The 23,366-nt window shown below is 35.5% G+C and carries 19 protein-coding genes and 2 pseudogenes; 3 read left to right on the forward strand and 18 right to left on the reverse strand.

The features are described 5' to 3' along the window. The first annotated feature begins 209 nt into the window (after nt 1-209). Together MKY70_RS16925 and MKY70_RS16930 are read left to right on the forward strand one after the other, a co-directional pair. Nucleotides 210-1,241: a S66 family peptidase gene (locus tag MKY70_RS16925; RefSeq protein ID WP_341025314.1), complete on the forward strand. Its 1,032-nt coding sequence runs from the start codon at nt 210-212 to the stop codon at nt 1,239-1,241. 75 nt (nt 1,242-1,316) lie between these two features. After that, nucleotides 1,317-1,712: a DUF3224 domain-containing protein gene (locus MKY70_RS16930; RefSeq protein WP_044443456.1), complete on the forward strand. Its 396-nt coding sequence runs from the start codon at nt 1,317-1,319 to the stop codon at nt 1,710-1,712. A 230-nt stretch (nt 1,713-1,942) separates the two neighbouring features. Here MKY70_RS16930 and MKY70_RS16935 read toward each other — a convergent pair whose 3' ends face one another. The 10 genes from MKY70_RS16935 to MKY70_RS16980 all read right to left on the reverse strand — a co-directional run bounded on the left by MKY70_RS16935 (nt 1,943) and on the right by MKY70_RS16980 (nt 15,477). Further along, nucleotides 1,943-2,320, reverse strand: coding sequence for an enoyl-CoA hydratase (locus MKY70_RS16935; protein WP_113733534.1), 378 nt, complete (start codon nt 2,318-2,320; stop codon nt 1,943-1,945). 85 nt (nt 2,321-2,405) lie between these two features. Beyond that, nucleotides 2,406-3,653 carry a DUF1015 domain-containing protein gene (locus tag MKY70_RS16940; protein ID WP_113733533.1) on the reverse strand — a complete coding sequence of 416 codons (1,248 nt, stop codon included), beginning with the start codon at nt 3,651-3,653 and terminating at the stop codon, nt 2,406-2,408. Between the two features lie 13 nt (nt 3,654-3,666). Beyond that, complete coding sequence (locus MKY70_RS16945) at nt 3,667-4,839, reverse strand: 3-phosphoglycerate dehydrogenase family protein (RefSeq protein ID WP_341025315.1); 1,173 nt, start codon at nt 4,837-4,839, stop codon at nt 3,667-3,669. A gap of 12 nt (nt 4,840-4,851) precedes the next feature. After that, nucleotides 4,852-5,934 (reverse strand): 3-phosphoserine/phosphohydroxythreonine transaminase, encoded by a 1,083-nt coding sequence (gene serC, locus MKY70_RS16950; RefSeq protein WP_341025316.1) that lies wholly within the window; start codon nt 5,932-5,934, stop codon nt 4,852-4,854. Between the two features lie 209 nt (nt 5,935-6,143). After that, nucleotides 6,144-6,335, reverse strand: a complete 192-nt coding sequence (locus tag MKY70_RS16955; protein ID WP_002084566.1) for a DUF378 domain-containing protein — start codon at nt 6,333-6,335, stop codon at nt 6,144-6,146. Nucleotides 6,336-6,423: 88 nt separating this feature from the next. After that, nucleotides 6,424-7,491 carry a glycoside hydrolase family 113 gene (locus MKY70_RS16960; RefSeq protein WP_341025318.1) on the reverse strand — a complete coding sequence of 356 codons (1,068 nt, stop codon included), beginning with the start codon at nt 7,489-7,491 and terminating at the stop codon, nt 6,424-6,426. A 137-nt stretch (nt 7,492-7,628) separates the two neighbouring features. Next, nucleotides 7,629-10,019 (reverse strand): penicillin acylase family protein, encoded by a 2,391-nt coding sequence (locus MKY70_RS16965; RefSeq protein ID WP_341025320.1) that lies wholly within the window; start codon nt 10,017-10,019, stop codon nt 7,629-7,631. Nucleotides 10,020-10,120: 101 nt separating this feature from the next. Further along, a complete protein-coding gene (locus MKY70_RS16970) occupies nt 10,121-13,540 on the reverse strand; it encodes a DUF4132 domain-containing protein (RefSeq protein ID WP_341025322.1) in 3,420 nt (1,139 codons plus the stop codon). A 111-nt stretch (nt 13,541-13,651) separates the two neighbouring features. Then, entirely contained in the window at nt 13,652-14,410 is a 759-nt protein-coding gene (locus tag MKY70_RS16975; protein WP_341025324.1) for a DnaD domain-containing protein, read from the reverse strand. Nucleotides 14,411-14,895: 485 nt separating this feature from the next. Next, on the reverse strand, nt 14,896-15,477 hold the full coding sequence (locus tag MKY70_RS16980) for a TetR/AcrR family transcriptional regulator (RefSeq protein ID WP_341025326.1): 582 nt from the start codon (nt 15,475-15,477) through the stop codon (nt 14,896-14,898). Nucleotides 15,478-15,698: 221 nt separating this feature from the next. Between MKY70_RS16980 and MKY70_RS16985 the strand changes: the two genes are divergently transcribed. Next, the gene (locus tag MKY70_RS16985) at nt 15,699-16,931 is read left to right on the forward strand and encodes an MFS transporter (RefSeq protein ID WP_016101037.1); all 1,233 of its coding nucleotides are present in this window, start codon (nt 15,699-15,701) and stop codon (nt 16,929-16,931) included. Nucleotides 16,932-17,116: 185 nt separating this feature from the next. Here the strand turns inward: MKY70_RS16985 and MKY70_RS16990 are convergent, their stop codons facing one another. The 8 genes and pseudogenes from MKY70_RS16990 to MKY70_RS17025 all read right to left on the reverse strand — a co-directional run bounded on the left by MKY70_RS16990 (nt 17,117) and on the right by MKY70_RS17025 (nt 23,315). Next, nucleotides 17,117-17,575, reverse strand: coding sequence for a hypothetical protein (locus MKY70_RS16990; protein ID WP_088030802.1), 459 nt, complete (start codon nt 17,573-17,575; stop codon nt 17,117-17,119). 381 nt (nt 17,576-17,956) lie between these two features. After that, the gene (locus MKY70_RS16995) at nt 17,957-18,268 is read right to left on the reverse strand and encodes a DUF3895 domain-containing protein (RefSeq protein ID WP_002190151.1); all 312 of its coding nucleotides are present in this window, start codon (nt 18,266-18,268) and stop codon (nt 17,957-17,959) included. Between the two features lie 246 nt (nt 18,269-18,514). Then, nucleotides 18,515-18,676, reverse strand: a pseudogene (locus tag MKY70_RS17000) (alpha/beta fold hydrolase); the annotation flags it as partial. A gap of 442 nt (nt 18,677-19,118) precedes the next feature. After that, the gene (locus tag MKY70_RS17005; protein ID WP_341025328.1) at nt 19,119-19,850 is read right to left on the reverse strand and encodes a M15 family metallopeptidase; all 732 of its coding nucleotides are present in this window, start codon (nt 19,848-19,850) and stop codon (nt 19,119-19,121) included. A 48-nt stretch (nt 19,851-19,898) separates the two neighbouring features. Continuing rightward, a complete protein-coding gene (locus tag MKY70_RS17010; protein ID WP_063218236.1) occupies nt 19,899-21,134 on the reverse strand; it encodes a CapA family protein in 1,236 nt (411 codons plus the stop codon). 323 nt (nt 21,135-21,457) lie between these two features. After that, a pseudogene (locus tag MKY70_RS17015) lies at nt 21,458-21,740 on the reverse strand (DUF817 family protein); the annotation flags it as partial. Nucleotides 21,741-21,934: 194 nt separating this feature from the next. Further along, nucleotides 21,935-22,135 (reverse strand): NETI motif-containing protein, encoded by a 201-nt coding sequence (locus MKY70_RS17020; protein ID WP_000166302.1) that lies wholly within the window; start codon nt 22,133-22,135, stop codon nt 21,935-21,937. Next, nucleotides 22,119-23,315 (reverse strand): MFS transporter, encoded by a 1,197-nt coding sequence (locus tag MKY70_RS17025; RefSeq protein WP_016101024.1) that lies wholly within the window; start codon nt 23,313-23,315, stop codon nt 22,119-22,121. The genes MKY70_RS17020 and MKY70_RS17025 overlap by 17 nt, the downstream gene beginning before the upstream one ends. Nucleotides 23,316-23,366: the final 51 nt, after the last annotated feature.

Raw genomic sequence — 23,366 nt, forward strand, 5'->3', positions numbered from 1 at the left:
AAATAGCAACCATCTTTCTTATGCAATGTTGCATACTGTGATTTTCAAATATAAATCGATTATTCCTATATTCAACACGAGTGCTAAATTCTTGAATACCAGCAGGTAAACGGATTGATAACGCAGAAATTAATGTGATGCATCATGTTTTTTCAAAGCTACAGTTTGTATAGTCGTAGTCCATTACATTATGTAGGAGCGGTGTTAACATGTTAATAAAACCAAAGAGGTTACAGGCAGGAGATATCGTAGCAACAGTAAGCCCTTCATGGGGAGGCGCAGGCGATTCTGAAATAAGATGGCGATATGAGCAAGGAGTAAAAAGATTAGAAGAAGTTTTTGGTCTTACGGTTATTCCAATGCCAAATAGCTTAAAAGGTAGCGAATACCTTTATAACAACCCAGAGGCTCGTGCGGAAGATTTAATGACAGCATTTAAAGATACGCGCGTGAAAGCAATTATTGCGAATATTGGCGGTGAAGATAGCATTCGCTTACTTCCTTATATAGATTTTAATGTAATACGTGAAAACCCGAAAATTTTTATGGGATACTCTGACGTTACTATTTCACATTTATTTTGCCATAAAGCAGGTCTTTCCTCTTTATACGGTCCAGCAATTTTGACCGATTTTGCCGAAAATATAGAGATGGATCCATATACAGTTGAAATGGTAAATCGGATTCTCTTTTCAAATGAGACAATTGGCGAGATTCAACCAGCTCATGAATGGACAAGTGAGCGTTTAGAATGGATAGAGGTAAATAAAGATACAAAGCGTACGATGCAACAAAACAATGGCTATGAACTACTTCAAGGCTCTACTACCATACAAGGACGCTTAATTGGTGGTTGTATAGAAGTATTGGAATTTGCAAAAGGAACGGAGCTTTGGCCTGAGAAAAAATATTGGGAGAATCGTATCCTTTTCTTTGAAACTTCTGAAGACCATCCAGAACCAAGCTATATAAAGTATTGGTTACGAAATTATGCAGCACAAGGCATTCTGCAAAAAGCAAGGGGCATCATTTTTGGTAAACCAAAAGACGAAATGTATTATGAAGAATATAAACACGAAATACTGCAAGTAATGAAAGAACATAATTTAGAAGATTTACCGATTCTTTATAATTTAAATTTTGGCCATACCGAGCCGAAGTTTATTTTACCTTACGGTGCGATGGCAGAAATTGATTGTGAAAATGTATCCTTTTCTATTTTAGAGAGTGGCGTGGAATAAATAAAAACACTCCTATGAGATATGACTGTGAATTGATACTTTTTAAAAGTATATAATTGGAGGGAGATTACGTTTATGGAAGTAACATTTACAGTAAGTAAATGGGATGAAAAACTAATCGATGATACTAGAAAAGATTTCCCTATTAATATTGCCCATGTTGAATATGATATTGATGGTGAATTAAAAGGAAAAGCTTTTGTTGAATACTTATTATATTATTTAGACTCAAATATAAATGATGGTCACTTGGCTACTGCTAAAATTTCTGGATTTTTACACTTTGAAGGAATTTATAAGGGGCAACAAGGGACATTTACAGCTATAGAGCAAGGAATATTTGATAAAGGAAATCTAGATTCCCCAGGAACAATTATTAAAGCTACTGGTAACTTAGAAAGTCTGAGAGGGTCCTATAATTATCAGTTTACAGGTCAAACTAGTAAACTGATTTTAGAGTTTGAATTTTAGCAAAGTATCCTATAAATTAGTGGAAAGGACATTTCTTGTAATACTAGGAATGTCCTTTTTGTTGACGAGCTTATTCAACTATTCTTCTATTAGTTAAGAAAAGAACAGAGTATATTACATAACGTTTTATTATCAGTATTCAGCAATGCATAAAACTTTCGTTATGGTGGAATTAAAAATCTAAGCCCGAGTGACATGGCCCCCCACCTATTCATTACTTTTTCTACTAACTAAAGAATAATCCCCGAAAAACTTCCCTTCAACACTTCCTTTTCCAGTTGATTCCTACATATAAACATCGCAATAATTTTTGTGCGATGTTTTTCATCGGGTTCAAATTGTTCAATAGTTACGTCACAACGAATTGTATCACCGCTAAAAACAGGACGTAAAAATTCAAAATCCATCTTGCGAGCTAGTACGTTATAGTCACCGCCAATTTTTGTAGGCAGCGTTGATGTTAACAGCCCTTGTACAACAAATCTCCCCTGCTCATCTGGTGTAACATGATGAACACCTTCATCTTTAGATACTTCTGTAAATAAAACAACATCTTCTTTTGTAAAAGTTCGCTCAAAGGTGATTTTTTCGCCTACTTGCAGTTTCATCGATACCCCTCCTCAAAAACACTTTTAACATAAGAAAAACCGAAACTATAATCATTTCGGTTTTTCAATCTAAAGAAGTCTATATTTATTTTAACGAATGAACAAACAACCCACTGCGCAGTTTTGGTTCAAACCACGTTGATTTTGGTGGCATAATTTCTCCAGCGTCTGCGATTGATAATAAAGCTTCCATTGATGTCGGATATAATGAAAACGCTGCTTTATATTCACCGCTATTTACAAGGCGTTCTAGTTCTTCTAATCCGCGGATTCCTCCGACAAAATCAATGCGTGAATCAGATCGTGGATCATGTATTTCAAGTACTTGGCTTAATAAATGATCTTGCAGAATAGATACATCTAAACCTTTAACGAGATCATTCGCATCAAACGTTTCCTCTTTCACAGTGAGCTTATACCACTTCTCGTTTACATACATGCCAAATGATTTTGGTTCATTTGGTTTATACGGAGAACCATTTGCTTCTTCTACATAAAAGTACTGCGTAATTTGCTTTAAAAACTGCTCGACTGATAAACCATTTAAATCTTTCACAACCCGGTTATAGTCCCAAATTGATAATTCATCATGAGGGAATAAAACAGATAGGAAGAAATTGAATTCCTCTTCTCCTGTGTAATTCGGATATTGCTCTCTTCGCATTAGTCCTACTTTTGCAGCTGATGCAGAGCGGTGATGTCCATCTGCAATGTAAAGACTAGGAATATCTTCAAATGCGTTTACTAAATTTGCAATTACTTCTTCATCAGCTATTTTCCACGCAACATGCTCCACACCATCTTCTGCTGTAAATGTAAAGATTGGCGCATGTTCTTCTTTCCAGCTTGCAATGATACGTTTCACATCTTCTTTCGTACGATACGTTAAAAAGATAGGCCCCGTATTTGCATCACACACATCTACGTGGCGAATACGATCAAGTTCTTTTTCATGACGCGTTCTTTCATGTTTTTTAATTGTATCATCTTCATACTCGTCAATCGATGTACAAACGACAAGGCCTGACTGCGTTCTTCCTTGCATCGTCAGTTCATAAATGTAAAGCGCTGGCTCCTCATCTTGAACGAACACTTCTTCTTGTATAAATTGCTTTAAATTTTCACCCGCTTTTTCATATACGCGATCATCGTACGGTGAAAGTGCCGGGTCTAAATCAATTTCTGCTTTATCAACGTGTAAGAAAGAATATGGATTCCCTTTTACAACTTCTCTTGCCTCTTCACTATTTAATACGTCATACGGTAAAGCTGCTACTTGTGCTGCTTTTCCTTCTACTGGACGAATAGCACGAAACGGTCGGATTTTTGCCAAATTTCTCTCTCCTTTACACAATCATTCGAACAGCTACAACACCTGTGATTTTGCTTATATTTTCCACAATATTCTCTTTTATTATATCATCAATTCCGTTATCAATATCAATCATTGTGTACGCCCAAGAATGTTTACTACGATTAATCATATCCGCAATATTAATATGATGTTCTGCTAAGCATCCTGTAATTTGTCCTACCATGTTCGGAACGTTTTGATGCATAATTGTAATTCGTTTTTTTCCAATGTACGGAAGTTCTACGTTTGGATAGTTTACTGAATTACGAATATTACCTGTCTCTAAATATTCACGTAATTGACGTGCAGCCATTACTGCACAATTTTCTTCAGATTCAGACGTAGATGCACCAAGATGAGGCGTTGCTGTTACATTTTTCATCTTTATAACATCTTCATTCGGGAAATCTGTTACGTAATGTGTAATAATATCTTCTTCTAACGCTTTTTGAAGGACTTTTTCATCTACAAGTTCTCCTCTTGAGAAATTGAATAGACGCATTCCTTTTTTCATCGTCTCTATAGCGTGTTCACCAATAATCCCCTTCGTTTGGTTCGTAAGAGGAATATGAAGTGTAATATAATCACACGTTGCAAAGATTTCATCTAGGCTAAACGCTCTTTGTACTTGCGTAGAAAGACGCCATGCTGTTTCAACTGATATATACGGGTCGTAGCCAACAACGTCCATCCCTAAAGATAACGCATCGTTCGCAACTAAAGCACCGATTGCGCCAAGACCGATAACACCTAAACGTTTCCCTGCAATTTCTGATCCAACGAATTGCTTCTTCCCTGCTTCAACAAGCTGTGGTACTTCTTCTCCATCCAACTCTTTCGTCCAGCTCACTCCGTTTATAATATTACGGGAAGACATAATAAGGCTTGCGATAATAAGTTCCTTCACTGCATTCGCATTAGCCCCTGGCGTATTAAATACTACAATCCCTTTTTCCGTACAACGCTCAACAGGAATATTATTTACACCGGCACCAGCTCTTGCAATCGCCTTTAAATCTTCTGAAAACTCTTCTTGATGTAAAGAATAGCTGCGAAGTAAAATACCATCTGGATGACCTACTTTGTCTCCAATTTCATAGCGATTCCCATCAAAAATTTGCAAACCCTTTTCGGCAATTTGATTTAACGTCTGAACACGAAACATATCCCCATCTCCCTATCTATTTTCAAGCTCAAATTCCTTCATATAGTCTACTAATTCTTGTACACCTTGGGTTGGCATCGCATTGTAAACACTAGCGCGCATACCGCCGACTGAACGATGTCCCTTTAGCGTAACGAAACCGCGCTCTTTCGATTTTTGTAAAAACTGATTGTTAAGCTCTTCTGACGGTGTTGTAAACGGAATATTCATAAGTGACCGATACGTGGGATCAACTGGTGAAGTAAACAATTTAGATTCATCTAAAAAATTGTAAAGAAGTGAAGATTTCATTCTATTCTGTTCTTCAATCGCAGATACCCCGCCTTGTTCTTTCAACCACTCTAGTACAAGTTTTGCTACATAAATACTAAAGGATGGCGGTGTATTATATAGGGAGTTATTTTTACTGTAAGTTTCATAGTTTAACATCGTAGGACAAGCACTATTTGCACTGCCAATTAAATCTCTTTTTATAATTACAATCGTTAAACCCGCTGGCCCTAAATTCTTTTGCGCACCCGCATATATGAGACCAAACTTCGTAACATCATATTGTTCTGATAAAATATTTGAGGACATATCCGCAACGAGCGGCACTCTTTCTAAATGTGGAATATCCACATATTTTGTCCCCTCAATTGTATTGTTCGTTGTAATATGTACATAATCTAGTTCTTCATCCTTTGGTAAATCATCCATTTTAGGAATCGTAGTAAACTTATCTTTTTCAGAAGAAGCAATCACTTGTACTTCTCCTACTTTTCCGGCTTCTTGCAGCGCCTTTTTAGACCATGAACCTGTCAGTACGTACCCAGCTTTTTTATACGTACTCATTAAATTTAACGGTATCATAGAAAATTGTAATGACGCACCACCCTGTAAAAATAAAACTTCATACCCATCAGGAATGTTCATTAATTCACGAAGTAAGCTACTTGCTTCATCAATAATACTTTGGAAATAAGAAGATCTATGGCTCATTTCCATAACAGACATGCCTGTCCCGTTATAATTTACAAGCTCCTTTTGCACTTTCTCTAAAACTGGCAAAGGGAGTATAGATGGTCCTGCTGAAAAATTATACACTCTCTCCATCACCCAGATAACCTCCCTATTTCTCATTTTTATTATTTTTTAAACTTTCTGAATTATAACCTATATACAATACACGGTCAATTTGTTTTCCGTTATTACGGTGCAAGACGCAATGGAATCGCTTGCATGTGCACCCTGCTTTTTATAAACATACAAAAAAGTGTTAAGTACATAATCGTACTTAACACTCTAGTAATTAAGTATAATAGCTACTTACTCGTAAAGAACCGATCGAAAATTTGATAAATAGCTGAAAGACCAAAGAGCCAATAAATAGTATCCACAAGCGCCGGCATAGAACCAAACCATTTCTCAACTACATTATAATCTAACGCCACAAACAACCAATTCAAACCGCCAAGAATCACCAAAATTACTGTAAGGTATGACAAAAATTTCATTATGATTGCCCCCTAGGTGATAAGATGGTGAAAGGCCTTTCACTAAAATATATGTAATAGATTCTAAAACTTACCTATTTTATAAAATTTATTTTCGATACCAGCCATTAATAACTGTCTCTGCTTCTTTACTATGTATTTGATATGAATGATTACTATCATTAGATCCGATAAACCAAATTGAAAAACCTTTAAAATATGGCTTCGCTTCTAATACATCTCGGTAAGCACGCCACCCGTTAAGTTGTACATCTTTCGAAAACACATTCGTAACATCTGGGTTCCACGGGCTTTGTAATCCAAGTTCGCGTGCTGGAACGTTAAATCCACCAAAATAAACTGGCTTTCCTGTTGTTTTATGTAATGTCTCAAGTTGCTGAACGACACTTTGGCCACGATTGTATACTGTCGTCGCAAATAAGCTTTGTTTTACTTCTTCGTATGATGGATTTCTTTTTCCTGAAACTTCAAACCAACTATCAATACTTACAATGTCCACCTTTTTTAAATACGGGCGATTTATTTTCTCTTCAAATTTCGCCTCAAAGGAAGGATCCCAACTTGCAGTTAACCACCAGTTCATTTGATACAAAACATTTCCTTTATACTGCTGGCGAACAAAATTAATCGTATCATTCCAATATCCTTCTGCATATTCCATATTAACGAAATTAGAAGCGATTTTCAGCCCATAAACATTGTACTTACTTGTAATGGAATTAAAAATATCTTGTAAAACAACCGTTTTCCAATTCCAGAAGAAATCGTTAATATTACTAGGGTTCCACTCTGTTTCTCCAATATTTCCTTGCTGAATAAACGGAAACGGCTCCACTATAACTTGTATATTACGCTTTAATAATTCTTGAATTAAAATAATAGCTTGTTTCTTTTGCGCCTGATTAATTACCATATTAGCCGAATTCACATCCGGAATATCTACTTGAATCGGTACATTCACCGTATTTAAATTCAAGCGCTCTACATCTGCTAACACTTTCGCTACATTGCCTACTTCCCATACCGTTACGTTTCCTGATTTTATTTTTCCAGATTGAACAGTATTTACATCCGCCTGTATATTTCCCTGGAAACAAAAAGAAAACAACATGATACACACTCCTAAAATACTTACTAAACTCTTACTTTTCTTCACAAGTTTCCCCCTATATTGTTTGGCATTCTTGCTTATTCTATACAATGTTTCACATATATTCCATAAGAAAAATAATTCAAAAAAAGAGCGGTTCTCCCGCTCCTTTACAAACCATTCCATCTCAAAATATCTACACATTATTTAGGGACTAAATTTAACACTTTCCCTTCTATCCCATCTGTATTAAGTGTAGTCGTATGATAATCACCGTTCACCCAATCATCTATTTGATCATGATACCAATCGCTTCTAAAATGTCCCGATTGTCCTGGCCCTACGATATGATAACCGTTTGACATATCTTTCGTATCAATAACGAATCGCCAAGAAGCTCCGTGATTGACAATACCGTTATCTCCGTAACTTGCTGCTTGAACGGTAACTTGGCTTCCGCCAATTGGAACTGGTTTCTCACGATTAAATGCAAGTAATGCTAACATACTAGATGATCTCGAAATCGGATGTGTAAAAGCAAGTTGATGGTAATCGCCCCACTTCCACTCTGCAACATCAGGTCCATATTCCTTCTGTAATTTTTTCATTACATTCTCGTACGATGTATGCACAACTTTCGTGAACCCTCCGTACTTCGTAAACCAAGCGCTATTTTCTCCTGCTACTTCTTTTCGAATCAATTCATCAACTACTTGTGACTTCCCTTCAAATAACTCCATCACATCTTTCGGTATTTCTTTTGAAAATAGCGTATTCGAAATCTCTTTCATTAACAAATGGAATATTAATGGTGCAGCTTCATCTTTACTATCGTAAAAATTCCACTTTGTTAATTGTTTTACGCCTTCTTTCTCTACTTCATTTAAAGATGCTTTATTTAACTCTTTTAAAAATATAGGAGCAAATTCTTTCCCGTATAAATTTTTTTGATCCATCTGTAACTCTTCTAAATCTTTTACCGTATACTTATCCTTCTCTTGCAAAAACTCTTGAATACGCATTTGCCTGTAGGGTTGCGCCCACGTATTACTGATATGGTACGGATAATTATCATCAACAATTTTATTATTTGCAGTTGAAATAAACCCTTGTTTTGGATTTATTACTTTCGGTAGCTGATCAAACGGAATATACCCTTCCCATTCATATTCATCTGTCCATCCTGGCACTGGCAAACTACCATCACCTTTTTTACGCACTGGTATATTTCCATTCGCTTTGTAAGCAATGGTTCCGTCATTTGATGCAAACACAAAGTTTTGAGTTGGTGTATGAAAATCTTGAAGAGCCGTTTCAAACTCATTCCAATCTTTCGCCTTATTCATATTTAATACAGCCTTTAATTCAGCGGAAGGCTCCAAAGCAGTCCATTTCAAAGCGAATACTGTTTTTGTTTTCTCTTTTCCTTTATCCGCAAACTCTGAAATAACTGGACCATGCCTCGTAACCGTAACGTTATACGGAATTGTTTTCCCGCCTTTTACTTTAATAGATTCATCAACAACCGTAGCCTTTTCCCATTTATCGTTATACAAAAATTCATTTTCATTATTAGGATTTCGCTTCTCAATATATAAATCTTGCACATCAGGACCTGTATTCGTAACGCCCCATGCTATTTTGTCATTGTGTCCTAATATAACGCCTGGTACTCCTGCGAAAATAACGCCACTCACATGTAAATCTTTCATTTCAAGTTGCGATTGATACCAAATAGAAGGTGTCGCAAGAGATAAATGAGGATCATCCGCTAAAATCGGCTTACCAGATACACTCTTTTCACCACTCACAACCCAGTTATTACTACCGTTAAACTCTGGTGGAATAACTGTCTTTGAAAAACTTTGTGCTACATCCACATTTGTATTTTTCAATTCAGCTAGCAATCTAGGCGCATCTTTCGGATATGTAGGAAATAGCTCATTTGCTTGCTCTTTCGGTAAATTTTTCAGCGCCCAATATCGAAATGCTTGTCCGTGCCAATGTCCTCCTAAATCAAACGCCATATACTTTCCAATCGTTAAAGAATCCACGATTGACCATTCAGCAGGTTCATAGCCTAATAAAGTAAACTCAACCGGCAATTTCTTTTCCTCTTTTGCCTCACGTATAAAAGTATTCACCCCATCAGCAAATGACTGCAGGGCATATTTCGCTTCTCCATCATATTGACTAACAGACGCTTCGGCTGCTCGCCGTAAACCGAGCGTTCGAAACAATTTATCTCGATCAACAGCTGCTTCCCCTACAACTTCACTTAACATACCAGAAGCTTGTCTTCTACTTAAATCCATTTGAAACAAACGATCTTGCGCTTGTACATACCCTTGCGAGAAATATAAATCATGCGCATTTTCCGCTTTAATATGTGGTACACCTTTACTATCTCGTTTCACCGCAACAGCATGTTGTAAATCCTCAAGTTTTATCGTTCCATCTATCTTTGGCACAGAACTAAGCGTATATATGTTCAAAAAAATCATAGCGCAAATAAACAAAAAAAGAACGATACTACTAGACCAAATAAAAATTCTTTTTCCCCTATTTCGTTTCTTTTTTATGACGACTTCCATACAATCCCTCCTCTCTCAATCTATTCGCTTCTATTGTGAAAGAACCTTTTAGAAAAATTGAAAAACCCCCTTCATTTTCCTATCAATGAAGGGGGTTTTTCTTATCGTCCGCTACGCCAGCTTTCATTATGACCAAGATTTGAATCGGTCGCTAATTGCACATCATATAACATTTCACTAAAGAAGCGCTTATCTACTTGTTTTGGTACAATGCGTCTCTCATCATCAATTTCGTCGTATTCATATGAACCGCGGTTCACTTTGCCTGCCTTATAAAATTGAATTTCAAATACACATACATCTTCTTCACCTTCATATCCAATTGGCGCTCCGCTAAATGAAAGTTCCGCTCCTACTCCAGTTCTAGTGTCTTCTTTATAAAACGTATAATAAACACCGCCATCTTGAACCGATCCGCGAGTCCATCCAAGTTTCGTCATCTTACCGAATAACGAGCGACCATTTAGTAAAATACCGCCAAATCTCTCAACATCAATCTTATCATTTTCCTCTACTACAAACACTGGCCGTTCAATTTGTAGGAATGGCTGAACAATTCCGGAATTTGTCAGTTGCTCTTTCCACACTTCCTTTTCCACCTCGGATAATTCTAACGGATGAATTAAACCAATAACAGTTCCAGGTGAAAGCTCATGATGCTCTCCTATCATTGAATAAAACATATCATCCTCCACACAACGGAACGTTCTCAGCAACTTTCCTTCCGTATATTCACCCCAAACAAGTGAAATGGCAAATTGCTTCATAATTGGATTTTCCATAAATACCGGCTTCCACGTATCGTATGACCAATAGCGCTTTAGTGATAGAGCAGTTTCCAAACGTTGTTTCTGCATGGAAAGAGCACTTCGAAGCTCTTTCTTTAAAGCGGCTAACTCTTTCTTAGCTTCTTCAGCTTTTTCTACATCATCTTTTGCATTTGGCTTTGGAAGTGACTTCATACGTTTTCCTTCTTCTGTCGCTAATTCAATTTTTGAATCTGAAGTTAAAATAGCAGTAAAACATCTATTTCCAAAATCAATCTTCTTTTCACAACGTATATTGAAACCAAGGTTTGGTACCAATTGATCTTCCAACTCTTCTTCTGTTATACCACGTGTTTTCGCAGCAAGACTTAGTGCTTCTTTTGCCGCATTACGCACTAACTTATGCTTATATTTAAATGCCATCGCATGAATAGACACAAGTGCAAGCTTAGATGAGGACAACCCTAGAGCCCGAACAGCATCTGCTGCAATCTTTCCTCTCATATCAAGCACCCATTCATCAATTTGCTTTTTAAGTATACCGACCATTTTATCATCACTATACATCCCATATAACGAAAGAATACCACGTTTCTTCACATCTGCATCTTGAGAAATCCATACTTGATATATTTCTTGTACATATTCCTTCAAGTCTTGTTCATTCAAAATAGTACTAATTACTTCAGCCGCATCTTTCTTCTCAATAACGGAATCTGATACATACTGATTTACATATGCTAGCGGAAGTTTTACATCGGCTATTTCATTTGAATTACGAAGACGAATTTGTGGTTCGTTCCCAATCCATTGCACAAATGAATTTCTTTTTTGTTCCGTTACTATACGACTACAAAGTTCTTCTATATTTTCTGAATCTTCACCCACTTCAAGTAACGGAGCAAATTTCTCAACAAAAGAAGCATTCTTCTTTTCTTGTAAAGCTTCCTGTACCAGTTGTATATATTTCCTAACCTTATACTCTAGTAGTATTTTCATCACACTTTCACGAACAATTTTCTTTTTATTATGAAGTTCAGCTGCTACATTTGCCGCAGCTCCTTCATCTTTCGAAAGAATTTCCACTACAGACTCGCGCATTTTTTTAGATGAATCTCCTAAGCATTTGATCAAAATGGGACGCATTTTAATCATGTTATCCTTTGCTAACTCTTCTAAAATATACGCTTTGGCCACAGCAGAATATTCATCAAATCGTTCAATTATGTATGCTTGTTCTTTTACAATGACATGAACGAGCGCTTCCTTCGCCTTGTTTCTCTCTTCACTGTAGCATGCAGCTTGTTCAACTGCATAAGTGATAAGCTTTTCCTGACTTAATCCATACGAAAGAAGATCTTCTAATACTTGTTTCGGTTCTATCCCTCTGACAGAACATTCGTACAGAAGTTCGTATAAATTAACGTTATATTCATCTCCGAATTGCAGTGTAAGTACAGCTTCCCTCTTCGCTACATCATCTACATCCCAAAGGAGTGCAACCTCTAATACTGGCATCCCCCAATACATACTTCTATACTTAGGATTTTTAAGTATTTGCTTCATATCCTCAAATGACACTTTCCCTATTAAATAATCACGATATGTATCCCGCACTGTAGACAATTTAATTTGCAAAGCAGCCACAAAAAATTCTTCTCGCATTTTCCCTCTATTTAGCTCATGTCCTTTTTCAGCTAACATTCGTGCGATGATGAGATAATTAATTTTACTTAAATAATGCAAAGTACGTTGAACAAATTTAGGATTTTCTTTCGCCATGAAGCATAGCAATTCATATTCATACGTCTTACAAAATTCTTCATTATTTAAATCATGTTGCCTCAGACGGTGCGCAAAAAATCTTTCCTCAGAAATCCAAAACTGTTTACAAAAACTTTGAATTTCATCATATGTTTTCTTATTTACACTACCTGTTCTTTTGTAGTTTTGAAGCTGACCGAGAGCTTGACACATGTAACGCGTAGCATGGTTCATAAAACCCCAAACGTTTCTCTTCGCTAATATTTCAACATATCGCCTCGCAACATTTGAATACTTATGAATACTAAATAATAGCCGCCAAATATATTCTGGTAAAGCCCCACCTACAAATAATTCCCTATCACTTTCACCTTTTATATACCGTTCAACAGCTTCAACCTTTTCCTTTTCTCCATTCAAATTCAATATAAATTCAGCATGTTCTTCTAATCTCTCGTCCAATAAAGAGCTATATGTACGGAATCTCTCATAATCTACTTCAAACATTACAAGAAGTAGCGATAATTGCTGCTTTATTGATAAAGCTGACAACTGCTCTTCTATATAGTTCGGATTCTCGCTTATTAATTCTCTAAGAAAAACATACGCTTCATCCACATAACTTGAAATATTGGATAAATATTTGCATGCACTTGCTACAAGTTTCTCCAAAGGAAGTTCACTTTTTTCTAAATAAACCTTCATATTAGAAAAATTCACATATTTAAACCTTATTATAAGAACATTTAACAATTGCTCCCCTAGCAAATAATAAAATAACCGAAAGAAATCCGGATCTTGTTTATATACTTTTCTAAAATCATTTATAAATCGCTCGGCAAAATCGCCTCTTTTTTGATCTCTAATTGTCGTTAGTTGAATATTATTTAAAACCTCTTCTTCTCTCGTTTCTAAATAACGTGATGATAATTGTTCCTGTTCTTCTGTCATATGAATATATTGAAACAAATGAGATGTATTAGTAGTCAAACTTTGTTCCCCCGCATCTTTTTATCTATTATAAAAATACCCTTATTTAATTGTAGTATAGCATACAACCCACTGTATACGAACGTATATTCTGTATTAAATTTATGTAAATTAAAAAACACTACTCAAAACACTTCTCCTTCTCTCTAAACTTCCCATTACACACTTTTCTCCACTATATTCGCTACACCAATTCCTCAAAATCCCCTTCACATAAGCAAGTGTCCCCTTATTATTTTCAAACGCAATTTTAAGTACCTCTAGTACTTTATCTCCTGAAACTCTTTGCATCCATTCCTTTAATTCCTTCGCGATATATGGAGATAGACTACTAATGTTTTGTTCGTAAAATTTATAAACTTCACTATGCGGAGTGGCATCCTCTACTCTTTCTACCTCTTCCTTCTCTTGAATAATTACTTGATGTGAATTACTATCAATCTCTTCCTCTGGCATACCAAAATACTGAAGTAATAACGGAATCTTGCATTCTTCTTCAAGACATTTACGTAAAAACTTATGTAGGAACTCTTTACTTTTCACCATTTTCAGCTCACGTAATACACATTTCTCTATGTTCGCATTAAAAATAGGATTATAGTGTAACCAATTTATAATGAATAACTCTTTCGTTTCCGCATCATATAAAATCTTCCCGTATTCCACAAACCGGTTCAATAACTTCTCAACAGTCTCCATACTGTAACCAGTTTCAAGCTCTGCCAAACGCTTCGGTAATATGTAAATTCCACATTGCTTCGTTTTCGTACCAGTTAACAAATATATGTAAAAATAACGCTCTTCTGGCGTTAAATCTAAAATAAATTCATCTTGCCAAAAGTTCACCTGCACATTACGGTACACCGCCATATGTTTCCCACCTCCTTTTATTCATAAAAAGGCAAATTTCAATCCTTCAATATACATATAGGAATGAGGGCTTTGTTTTTGCATTTGAATTCCAAATTTTTTTAACTACTACAACGACGGTTTTATTTTTTCGCGCTTTTTTGTTCTTGTAGTTGTTTTTGTTTTTGTTTTTGTTTTTGTTTTTGTTTTTGTTTTTGTTTTTTCTTTTTCTTTTTCTTAGTGATTTATTACTTGGTAGGTGCTTATAAGGGGCTTTGAAGGGGCTTATATAGTGTTTTCATTCATCTCTTATCCGATGCCTAATTACAAATGTCTCCAACAATCTTCATATATTGCAGACAACCATTATGATTCACCTGCTCATATTTACACGAAAATAAAAAGCACTTGTTGCCTTCGTAGACAATTCAGTGCTTAAAGTTAAAAGCTTATAAATAAAAGTGTCTATAATCGACATAGTTGATTGAAATACAATTCTGTTACATTTATTTTAGTAACGATAATATGATACATACCGAATTATCTACAAATGAACGTTCTGGGCGAGATTTCATTAACACCGTTAATCCAATTAATGAAGTGACTAGCGTTTGTGCCAATGCTTTAGCATTCACATCACTTTGCAGTTCTCCAGACTGAATGCCTTTAGTAATTAATTCTTGAAATATAACTGAAAGATACATTTGATGTTCTCTAGTCAGCACTTCAAATTTTTCATTATGAGGGGCAATCTCAACCATTGTGTTAATACAAAAACAGCCTTTATTTGATTCTTTTTTATATTCCTCTTCCACCATATTTTCAAAAAATATACGAATGGCCTCTTTTACAGATTGTTCTTTTTGAAGTTTTGTTCGAATGCTAGCTGCGTGTAAATTCGTGTATCTCCGTAATGCAGCTTCAAACAGCCCTTCTTTATCACCAAATGCTGCATATAAACTCGGTCTTTGTATTTCCATTTTAGCAGTTAGATCACTTAATGAAGTAGCAGCGTATCCTTTCTCCCAAAAAAGTTGCATAGCAGCATCTAAAGCTTTTTCTTTATCAAATTCACGTAGTCGAGCCATTTAACCCCTCCTCTTTTTTCACCTGTTTTCTAAATTATAAATCACGTTTTTATGTACTAATCAGTATATTATATATCGTATTAAATTATAAATGATATGTCAAAAGAAACTGAATTTAATTTACAATTCACTTGACATAGTAACTTATCCCTGATTATATTTGACTTACGAAATAACATACCGTTCGGTACATTATTTTAATAACAAAAGGAGATGATATTATGGATACTAAAGAAAAAATGACAGCTGCTCTTACACAGAATAATGATCAGTTCCAATCACCTATCAATACAATCATGCCCCGCTATATAACTCTATTATTTTCAATAGCTTGCGGGATGGCTGTGGCGAATATATACTTCGCTCATCCTCTACTTGATTCTTTATCAAATGCGTTTAAGATCAACCATTCAACTATTGGTGTCGTTATTACGATTACTCAAGTTTGTTATGCACTCGGATTACTTTTATTAGTTCCACTTGGTGATTTGTTAAACCAAAAAAGACTTATCATTGTTCAAATGCTTTTATCCGTTTTCGCTTTAATTGTGGTCGGAGTCGCTCCTTCCAGTACCGTACTTTTTATAGGTATGGCCTTAGTCGGAATTCTTGCGACTGTTACGCAGACACTCGTCGCATACGCATCCATTTTAGCTAACCCAAAAGACCGTGGGCGAATAGTAGGTTTCGTCACGAGTGGTGTCGTAATAGGAATTCTACTTGCACGTACATTTGCCGGAACATTAACAGATCTAGCGGGATGGCGTTCCGTTTATCTCACCTCTGCTGTACTTATGCTCTTCGTAATTGGTTTGTTATATCGTAATTTACCTAGTCTTGAACATAAAAAAACAGCTATGACCTATCGTAAATTATTACGTTCTGTTCTCTTATTATTTGTAGAAGAAAGGATCTTACGTATTCGCGGAATATTAGCATTGCTTATTTTTACTTCATTCAGTATTTTATGGACTTCATTAGTTTTACCTCTAAGTGTTGCACCATATAATCTATCACATACAGCTATCGGAGCATTTGGTCTTGCTGGAGTTGCTGGTGCATTAGCTGCCACTAAAGCCGGACAACTTGCTGATCGCGGATTCGGAGAGAGAACTACTGGCATAGCCTTATCCTTATTATTACTTTCATGGCTCCTAATTAAATTAATGAACCATTCTCTATTCCTACTAGTTATCGGTGTTATCCTTTTAGATTTAGCTGTGCAAGCTGTACATGTCACCAATCAAAGTATACTTTTCACAGTGCGTCCAGAAGCGAGAAGTCGCCTCACTGCCAGTTACATGATTTTTTATTCTATCGGCAGTGCAACAGGTGCAATTCTTTCCACAAACATTTATGCAAGCTACGGATGGAACGGAGTTTGTATATTAGGTGCATCCGTTAGTGCTTGTGCTCTTTTATTTTGGGCAATGACCTTACGGCGATCGTCATAAATAAAAGGGGAATAATTTATTAGTGCATTTTTTAATACGTATTTTTCTACAAGATTATAGAATACCATTTACTTTTTAAAATAAATCAACGGCATTTTCATATTAAAAATGCCGTTGATTTCAAATTTTATGTATGCGATTCGCCATGTCATGATAATAGATCATATACTAGCAAAATACATCTATTACAAATTACCTTTAACTTTTCCAACAATCTCGTTTATCGTATTTCGATCAAACTTGTCACTAATTTCGTATGGCTCACGATCTCCTACTAATTGTACGCCTACGATGTCGTTGCGGTCCTTACCGTATTGCACTTCAATAATAGATCCGCGCTCTATTTGTTTCCAAATGTAACCTGCTTCATCTTTATTATCTAAAATAATACAGTCCTCAATATTTTCATCGATCCCAATTAACTTGTTATCATCCATATACCCAATCTCGTATTGTTGACGTTCTTTCGCTTTGCCGCTTACTAATATACCTTTGCTACCATATGAGTAATCCGTATAATCCTTTTTCTCCGCTTGTACCGCTTTCGGCTCTTGTACTTCAGTTTTTTCAGTAGTCCCACAACCGGTAATAAGACCGATTGGCATAACTGCAGTTAATACTACTCTAGTAAATTTCTTTATCATTTAAAACTAACCTCACGTGATTAAGTTTTAGTTTCATTTATCGCTTTATTAAAGGATAACATAGCAACGCGAAGAAAAAGCCAAACAAAAAATATTATTTACATTTCCCACTTATATAAGGGACTAGGCCGTTTAAACCTAGTCCCTACATAACTTTAACTTTTCTTTACATGCTTAATGATGCTTCATCCTTATTTCTTTACTATACCCTGTACAACTTATGTGTTAGAAACTTCTTCTTTCATTTTATCCCGCTATTTGTGGGCAGTAAGACTCCCACCTCAAAATTCGGCTGGAGCAAAGAAGTTAGGTGGGAGAATAGCTGCCCGTAAACGCCCGATTGGTGTAGGCTAATAATCAGTGGGGGATGCCCCCCACTGATTAAAGTTTCACTTTATATACCCTATCTCTTTTCTCATCACTTTTGACAAAAACCAGCTTTCCTTCTTTAACAAAACCTTCTAATAGTAAGCATACTTGTCCATATGCTTTCGGCTTATTCGTAGTGAATCTTTCATCGGGTATTTTACCAGCTCGTACTAATTGTTCACATAGCTCAAGTGCACTTATTTCTTCAGAATTAAATAATCCCAATATATCTTGTTGCAATGGCGATAAAGGTACTGGTATCTCAGCTACCTCCACCGTTTCTTTTTCCTCTTCAAATAAATCTTCAAATGAAATTTGATTCATTACATCTTTTCCTTTCTGATAATGAATTTGCTTAACATGAACTGAATCTTATATGTACTAGAACTTTTAAATTTAGTTATTGTTATGTAGTCCTTACCTCTTTACATAAATTTTATAACTCATGTGCATCATTTTAAGTAGTATGTTTCAATTATACCAAATATACGTTCTATCATCTATTGAATTCGTTATTGCAGAAATGAAAGCAATAGTGAACATCATCTGATTTGTTAGTTGCACAAAACATGTAACAAATCTATACTCATCTTTTAGTTTGTCAGCCACTTCTATAAAAGTAAGACTAGAGCCACCTAACCCATGTAAACAAAAGATAACCGGATTTTTCTTATTACCCCATTCTGTGATGTGTACTTTCTTATGTCGATTATTAACAAAATATCTCTTCACCCTATTCAGCTCCTAAAATATTTTCCCTACACCAACTATTTCATCTTAACAAAATTTGTAAGATGCTAACAAATAAAAAACACTACCAATCGCAGTGTTTGGGCTACCTCCACATGTCTATCAAGCTAAGAAAAGCTAACATCCAAAACAAAAAAGATGGCGAGGTTAATATTGTAGCATCTGGAAAGTAGGCAGTCTCTAAAGCCTAGTTAAGCAGATACAGTAATCAACTATTCTATGTTACGAATGAAAAAGGATCTGATATGAATATCAGATCCTTTTTCACTGCTTCTTTTATAAATTTAATTTCTTGATACATATATCTTTTCACACGATAACTGGTTCATACGTGCTCAAATTATCATACACCGTTTTCGCAATACTAGGAGGAAGGTTAATACTTCCACCAGATATGGCTTTTTAATAGAATCCAAGTGTATTTTTACTTGCTAGACTTAATTTTTTCGCAATACTCTTCTAAAGTTAATCCTTTTTCTTTTAGATAAACAGCAACTTCTTTTCCTACGTAACGATAATGCCATGGCTCATACTTAATGCCAGTAATATTCTCTTTATCTTTTGGATAGCGGAGAATAAACCCATACTCTGCAGCATTCTTATCTAACCATTTGAATGCATCAGTCGTTTCAAATTTTGCATTTAAATCTTCTACAGTATTCTGCCATTCAACTGAAATAATGTCTAACGCTAATCCAGTATGATGTTCACTTGCACCAGGATACTGAAGATATTCCAATGCCTTAGCACTAGCCTCTTTATCCGACAAACCTTGAGATTTATAGCTTTTAACTGAAGCATCATAATAAGTTTGTTGTAATTTTATAGCTCGATAACCTGATCTTAAATAAAGATTGATTCCCTCTTTTTTTGCAGCTGTTACCATATCCTGATAGGAAGTTGCAATTCTGCTATCGATTTTCATATTTGGCTTAGCATTTTGAGTGATACTTGTTAATTCAATCCCTAGTTCCTTTGATAGCATATGTTCTCTATTTACAAGAATAATTCTCCAATCATTAAGATCAGAGATAGGTAAAACATCTTTTTTATTCGCATTTATCTCATTTTTATTTTCATCGTTATTATTAGTAGTTTCCTGAGATGTTTGTTTTCCACTACAAGCAGCAAGGCTCCATCCCAATGTCAATACCAATGCTAAAATTATAAATTTTTTAATTGTATCTCATTCCCTTTTTGTTTATTAGTCTTTATACCAATTTCCCAACACATCTCTAGGAATATCCTTGAAATCCTTCAAAGAAACGGGACCTACAAATTTTTTAATCCCATGATTTTTAGAATTTTCATCCGAATAATCTTTTAAAAATTGAATTTTAAATTGTTTCTTACCATCAGCATAGTCGGTTACTGTCGGTACGAGTGCCGCTTGTCGTATACCAAAAGTTTTATCTTCATACTTAACAAATTGTATATAAGATAATCCTCCAACCAATGTTTCTAATTTTTCTTGAGCAGAAATAAGATTTCCAAGAGAATAATAGATTAGCGTTTGATGTCCATCTTTATTTTGTTTCCACTCAATTGGTTGAATTACATGTGGATGATTTCCAATTACTACATCTACACCTAAATCTGTTAAATATTGAGCAACTTCTTTTTGTTGTTTTGAAGGTGTAGAGGTATATTCAACTCCCCAATGCACCATAACAATCACCATATCAGAACTACTCTTTGCCTTTTCCACATCATTTTGTATCGCTTTTTTATCAATTAAATTTAATGCCCAAGACTTATCAGCTGGAATTTTAATTCCATTCGTACCATATGTATAATTAAGTAATGCAAAACGAATCCCATTTTTTGTAATCGTTTTTATTTCATTGCGCTCGTTTTGACTCTCATTAATGCCTACCGGGATAACATCCGGATATTTCTTCCAGTATTCTCTTGTATTCGCAACACCTTTAATACCCATATCCATAGCGTGATTTGTCGCTTGAGTCACTATATTGAATCCAGTATCCACTAAAGATTGACCTACTTCTTCAGGTGTATTGAAAGTAGGATATCCCTGTACTTTTAAATTATTTCCTGCAATCGGGGTCTCCTGGTTCACTATAGCAAGATCACTTGATTTAACAGCTTTTTTGATATTTTCATAAATATAGTTATAATCATATGAACCGTCTTTTTGTTTGCCATCTTTAATTACTGCGTCATGGTATAAATTATCACCCGTTGCTATTAAATTCACAACCGATTTTACTTTTTTATCTTCCGTAAAATTAGGAGATTGTTGAATAGGACTTTTATCTACCCAATTTGGTGCTTTTAAGGATTTATCTATATTTGATTGAGCCGGTGGTAATGAAGCTTTAGATGTCTTAACATCCGTATTACCACAAGCGGTTAAAAGCACTAAAAAAATAAGACATAATAAAAAAATTCTTTTACTTCTCTGTAAATTATGTAACATGTAATCCTCTTTTCTGTTTTATTACTTATAACCAGTTCTAACAAATAACTTTTTAAAACAACGTATTTTGGTTTTACACTTAATTATGGAAGGACACTCTGTTACATCTGCTTCGGAATATACGGATATTTTTTTCCACTTTCTAACAATCTATCGATTCCATCAGAATTGATAGATTGCTAGAAAAACATTATCCACCAGGATGTCGACTAGGTTCCAATCAACATCCTCCAGATATTGAACTTGATATACCTGTTCCAATTGTAGTAGCTGGTTAATCTAAACAAGAGAGGAGAATAGTTCATATAGCCTCCTCTCTTGCTTTACGTTTGTGAGTGGCTCCAAAAAGAGGGAATCGCTGCCGTCCCCTCTTTAGATAGTGCGAAATCTGTGTAACTAATTTCTTTAAGTTGAGCGACAATCATTATACTGATAACAACAAATAAGACCCAAGAACTTATTTTATCAATATACGAAAAAAGTAGCAATATTTTCTGCGATCCATATAAAGAAGCCAATTAGGAGAAATGAAAAAGGAAGTGGCATTTTATATGTGTTGTTTCGCACTGTGAATTGTACATAAGTTTTAGCAAAAACAATAAATAAAGGCTCTGTTGCAAAGTTTTCTACATGAAGCTACAGTCTAGAAAACAGGATTTAGAAGAATTGGGCATGTCTTTTCGTTCTTCCCAGAAAATATATTTTCCTTCACTGATCAAGTGTAAAAAAACAAGCCATCCAATTCATAGAGGATGAATTGGATGGCTTGTTCTGTATCAAAAAGAAAATCTGTTATTTGATTACTTCAATTTCCCCTCAAAAACAATTTTTCTACCGCATGGTTCAACTTCTGTTTTTCCGTCTTTCTTCACTTCATGAAAGATTGGTTCTTCCATGCGACGAGACGGTGCATATCCTTCTTGTTCCATACGCGCTAAGCAGTCTGTAATTGTTTCGTTTTCGAGTACTTCAAATTTCTTTTTATTAGGTTGTTTTGTCATGCCCTAACCTACTTTCTATTTTTCTTGATGCGAATTGATTCTTCATGTAGACCATATATACCATTGCGAGAATTCCCATTATAATCATAACCGCAATAAAAAAGCTTGTATACTGTATTTTTTCTATAAATACGCCTCCTAATACAGGTCCCATAATACTTCCTATACTAAAGGCGATTCCGGATAATATATTACCCGCTGGTAGTAAGTGTCTCGGTAATAAATCTGTCATAAATCCAAGCCCTAGTGAGAAGCACGAGCCAATGACCATACCTGCTATAAGCATACATGCAAAGACGATCCAGTAATATTGATCAAATACTGCTGCAAGTAGGAAAATGCCCGTACTTACACTGAACGTCCACGTTAAAATACGGTCTCTCCCGTATTTATCACTTAATATACCGAGCGGGATTTGTGTAATAATGCCCCCAACTGCGAATGCTGGTAATAAGAAGGAAACTTCCGATACAGACCATCCTTTGCGAAGTGCGTATACTGGTAAGTTACTATTTAACATCGCTTCAAGTACGCCGTATGCGAGCGGACCAATTAGCGCAATCCAAGCTAATCCAACGACTTGTTTATAACGAGAAAAGGATGATTTACTTTCAGTTTTTGCCTCATCTTGTGCTGGAAATGCATTTTTCGTTGGTAGTAGTAAAAGCCATCCTATTAAGCAAAGTATAGTAGATACGATAAATGGTGTTGCAAGACCGTACTGAACAGTGCTTGCTAAATACGGGCCAACTGCGAAACCAATTCCGAAGAATACACCGTATATCGATACTTGTCTACCTATTTTACTCGGGTCTGATGTTGTCGTAATCCATGTTTGTGTTCCGACATGAAGCATATGATCTCCGACTCCAACTAGAAATCTAAGAACGAACCATACCCAAAATGAAAAAGTTTGTGTAAAAAAGAATAATGAAATAATAACGAGAAACCCACCAATAACGATAATTGGCTTCATTCCAAACTTTTGCATCGGTTTTTCAAGAAACGGTGAAATAACTAATATCCCAATATATAATGCCGTCGCATGAATACCGTTAATACTTGAACTAACCCCTTCTTGTTCAAAAATCATTGCAATGGCAGGTAAAAGCATCCCTTGTGACAAACCTGAAATCGCCACTATCCCAACCATAATCCAAAAAGTAAAACGCATCGATATCCCTTTCCCTCTCCTTCTCACGCTTTCCACTTTTCATTATAAACTGTTTCT

This window comes from Bacillus sp. FSL R9-9492, assembly GCF_038007365.1.
GTDB lineage: Bacteria > Bacillota > Bacilli > Bacillales > Bacillaceae_G > Bacillus_A > Bacillus_A mycoides.

Excerpts from the sequence above, each read along its gene's own strand:
- MKY70_RS16925 (WP_341025314.1), top strand. The coding sequence starts at position 210 with ATGTTAATAAAACCAAAGAGGTTACAGGCAGGAGATATCGTAGCAACA.
- MKY70_RS16930 (WP_044443456.1), top strand. The coding sequence starts at position 1,317 with ATGGAAGTAACATTTACAGTAAGTAAATGGGATGAAAAACTAATCGAT.
- MKY70_RS16935 (WP_113733534.1), bottom strand. The coding sequence starts at position 2,320 with ATGAAACTGCAAGTAGGCGAAAAAATCACCTTTGAGCGAACTTTTACA.
- MKY70_RS16945 (WP_341025315.1), bottom strand. The coding sequence starts at position 4,839 with ATGTTTCGTGTTCAGACGTTAAATCAAATTGCCGAAAAGGGTTTGCAA.
- serC (WP_341025316.1), bottom strand. The coding sequence starts at position 5,934 with ATGGAGAGAGTGTATAATTTTTCAGCAGGACCATCTATACTCCCTTTG.
- MKY70_RS16955 (WP_002084566.1), bottom strand. The coding sequence starts at position 6,335 with ATGAAATTTTTGTCATACCTTACAGTAATTTTGGTGATTCTTGGCGGT.
- MKY70_RS16965 (WP_341025320.1), bottom strand. The coding sequence starts at position 10,019 with ATGGAAGTCGTCATAAAAAAGAAACGAAATAGGGGAAAAAGAATTTTT.
- MKY70_RS16975 (WP_341025324.1), bottom strand. The coding sequence starts at position 14,410 with ATGGCGGTGTACCGTAATGTGCAGGTGAACTTTTGGCAAGATGAATTT.
- MKY70_RS16980 (WP_341025326.1), bottom strand. The coding sequence starts at position 15,477 with ATGGCTCGACTACGTGAATTTGATAAAGAAAAAGCTTTAGATGCTGCT.
- MKY70_RS16985 (WP_016101037.1), top strand. The coding sequence starts at position 15,699 with ATGGATACTAAAGAAAAAATGACAGCTGCTCTTACACAGAATAATGAT.
- MKY70_RS16990 (WP_088030802.1), bottom strand. The coding sequence starts at position 17,575 with ATGATAAAGAAATTTACTAGAGTAGTATTAACTGCAGTTATGCCAATC.
- MKY70_RS16995 (WP_002190151.1), bottom strand. The coding sequence starts at position 18,268 with ATGAATCAAATTTCATTTGAAGATTTATTTGAAGAGGAAAAAGAAACG.
- MKY70_RS17010 (WP_063218236.1), bottom strand. The coding sequence starts at position 21,134 with ATGTTACATAATTTACAGAGAAGTAAAAGAATTTTTTTATTATGTCTT.
- MKY70_RS17020 (WP_000166302.1), bottom strand. The coding sequence starts at position 22,135 with ATGACAAAACAACCTAATAAAAAGAAATTTGAAGTACTCGAAAACGAA.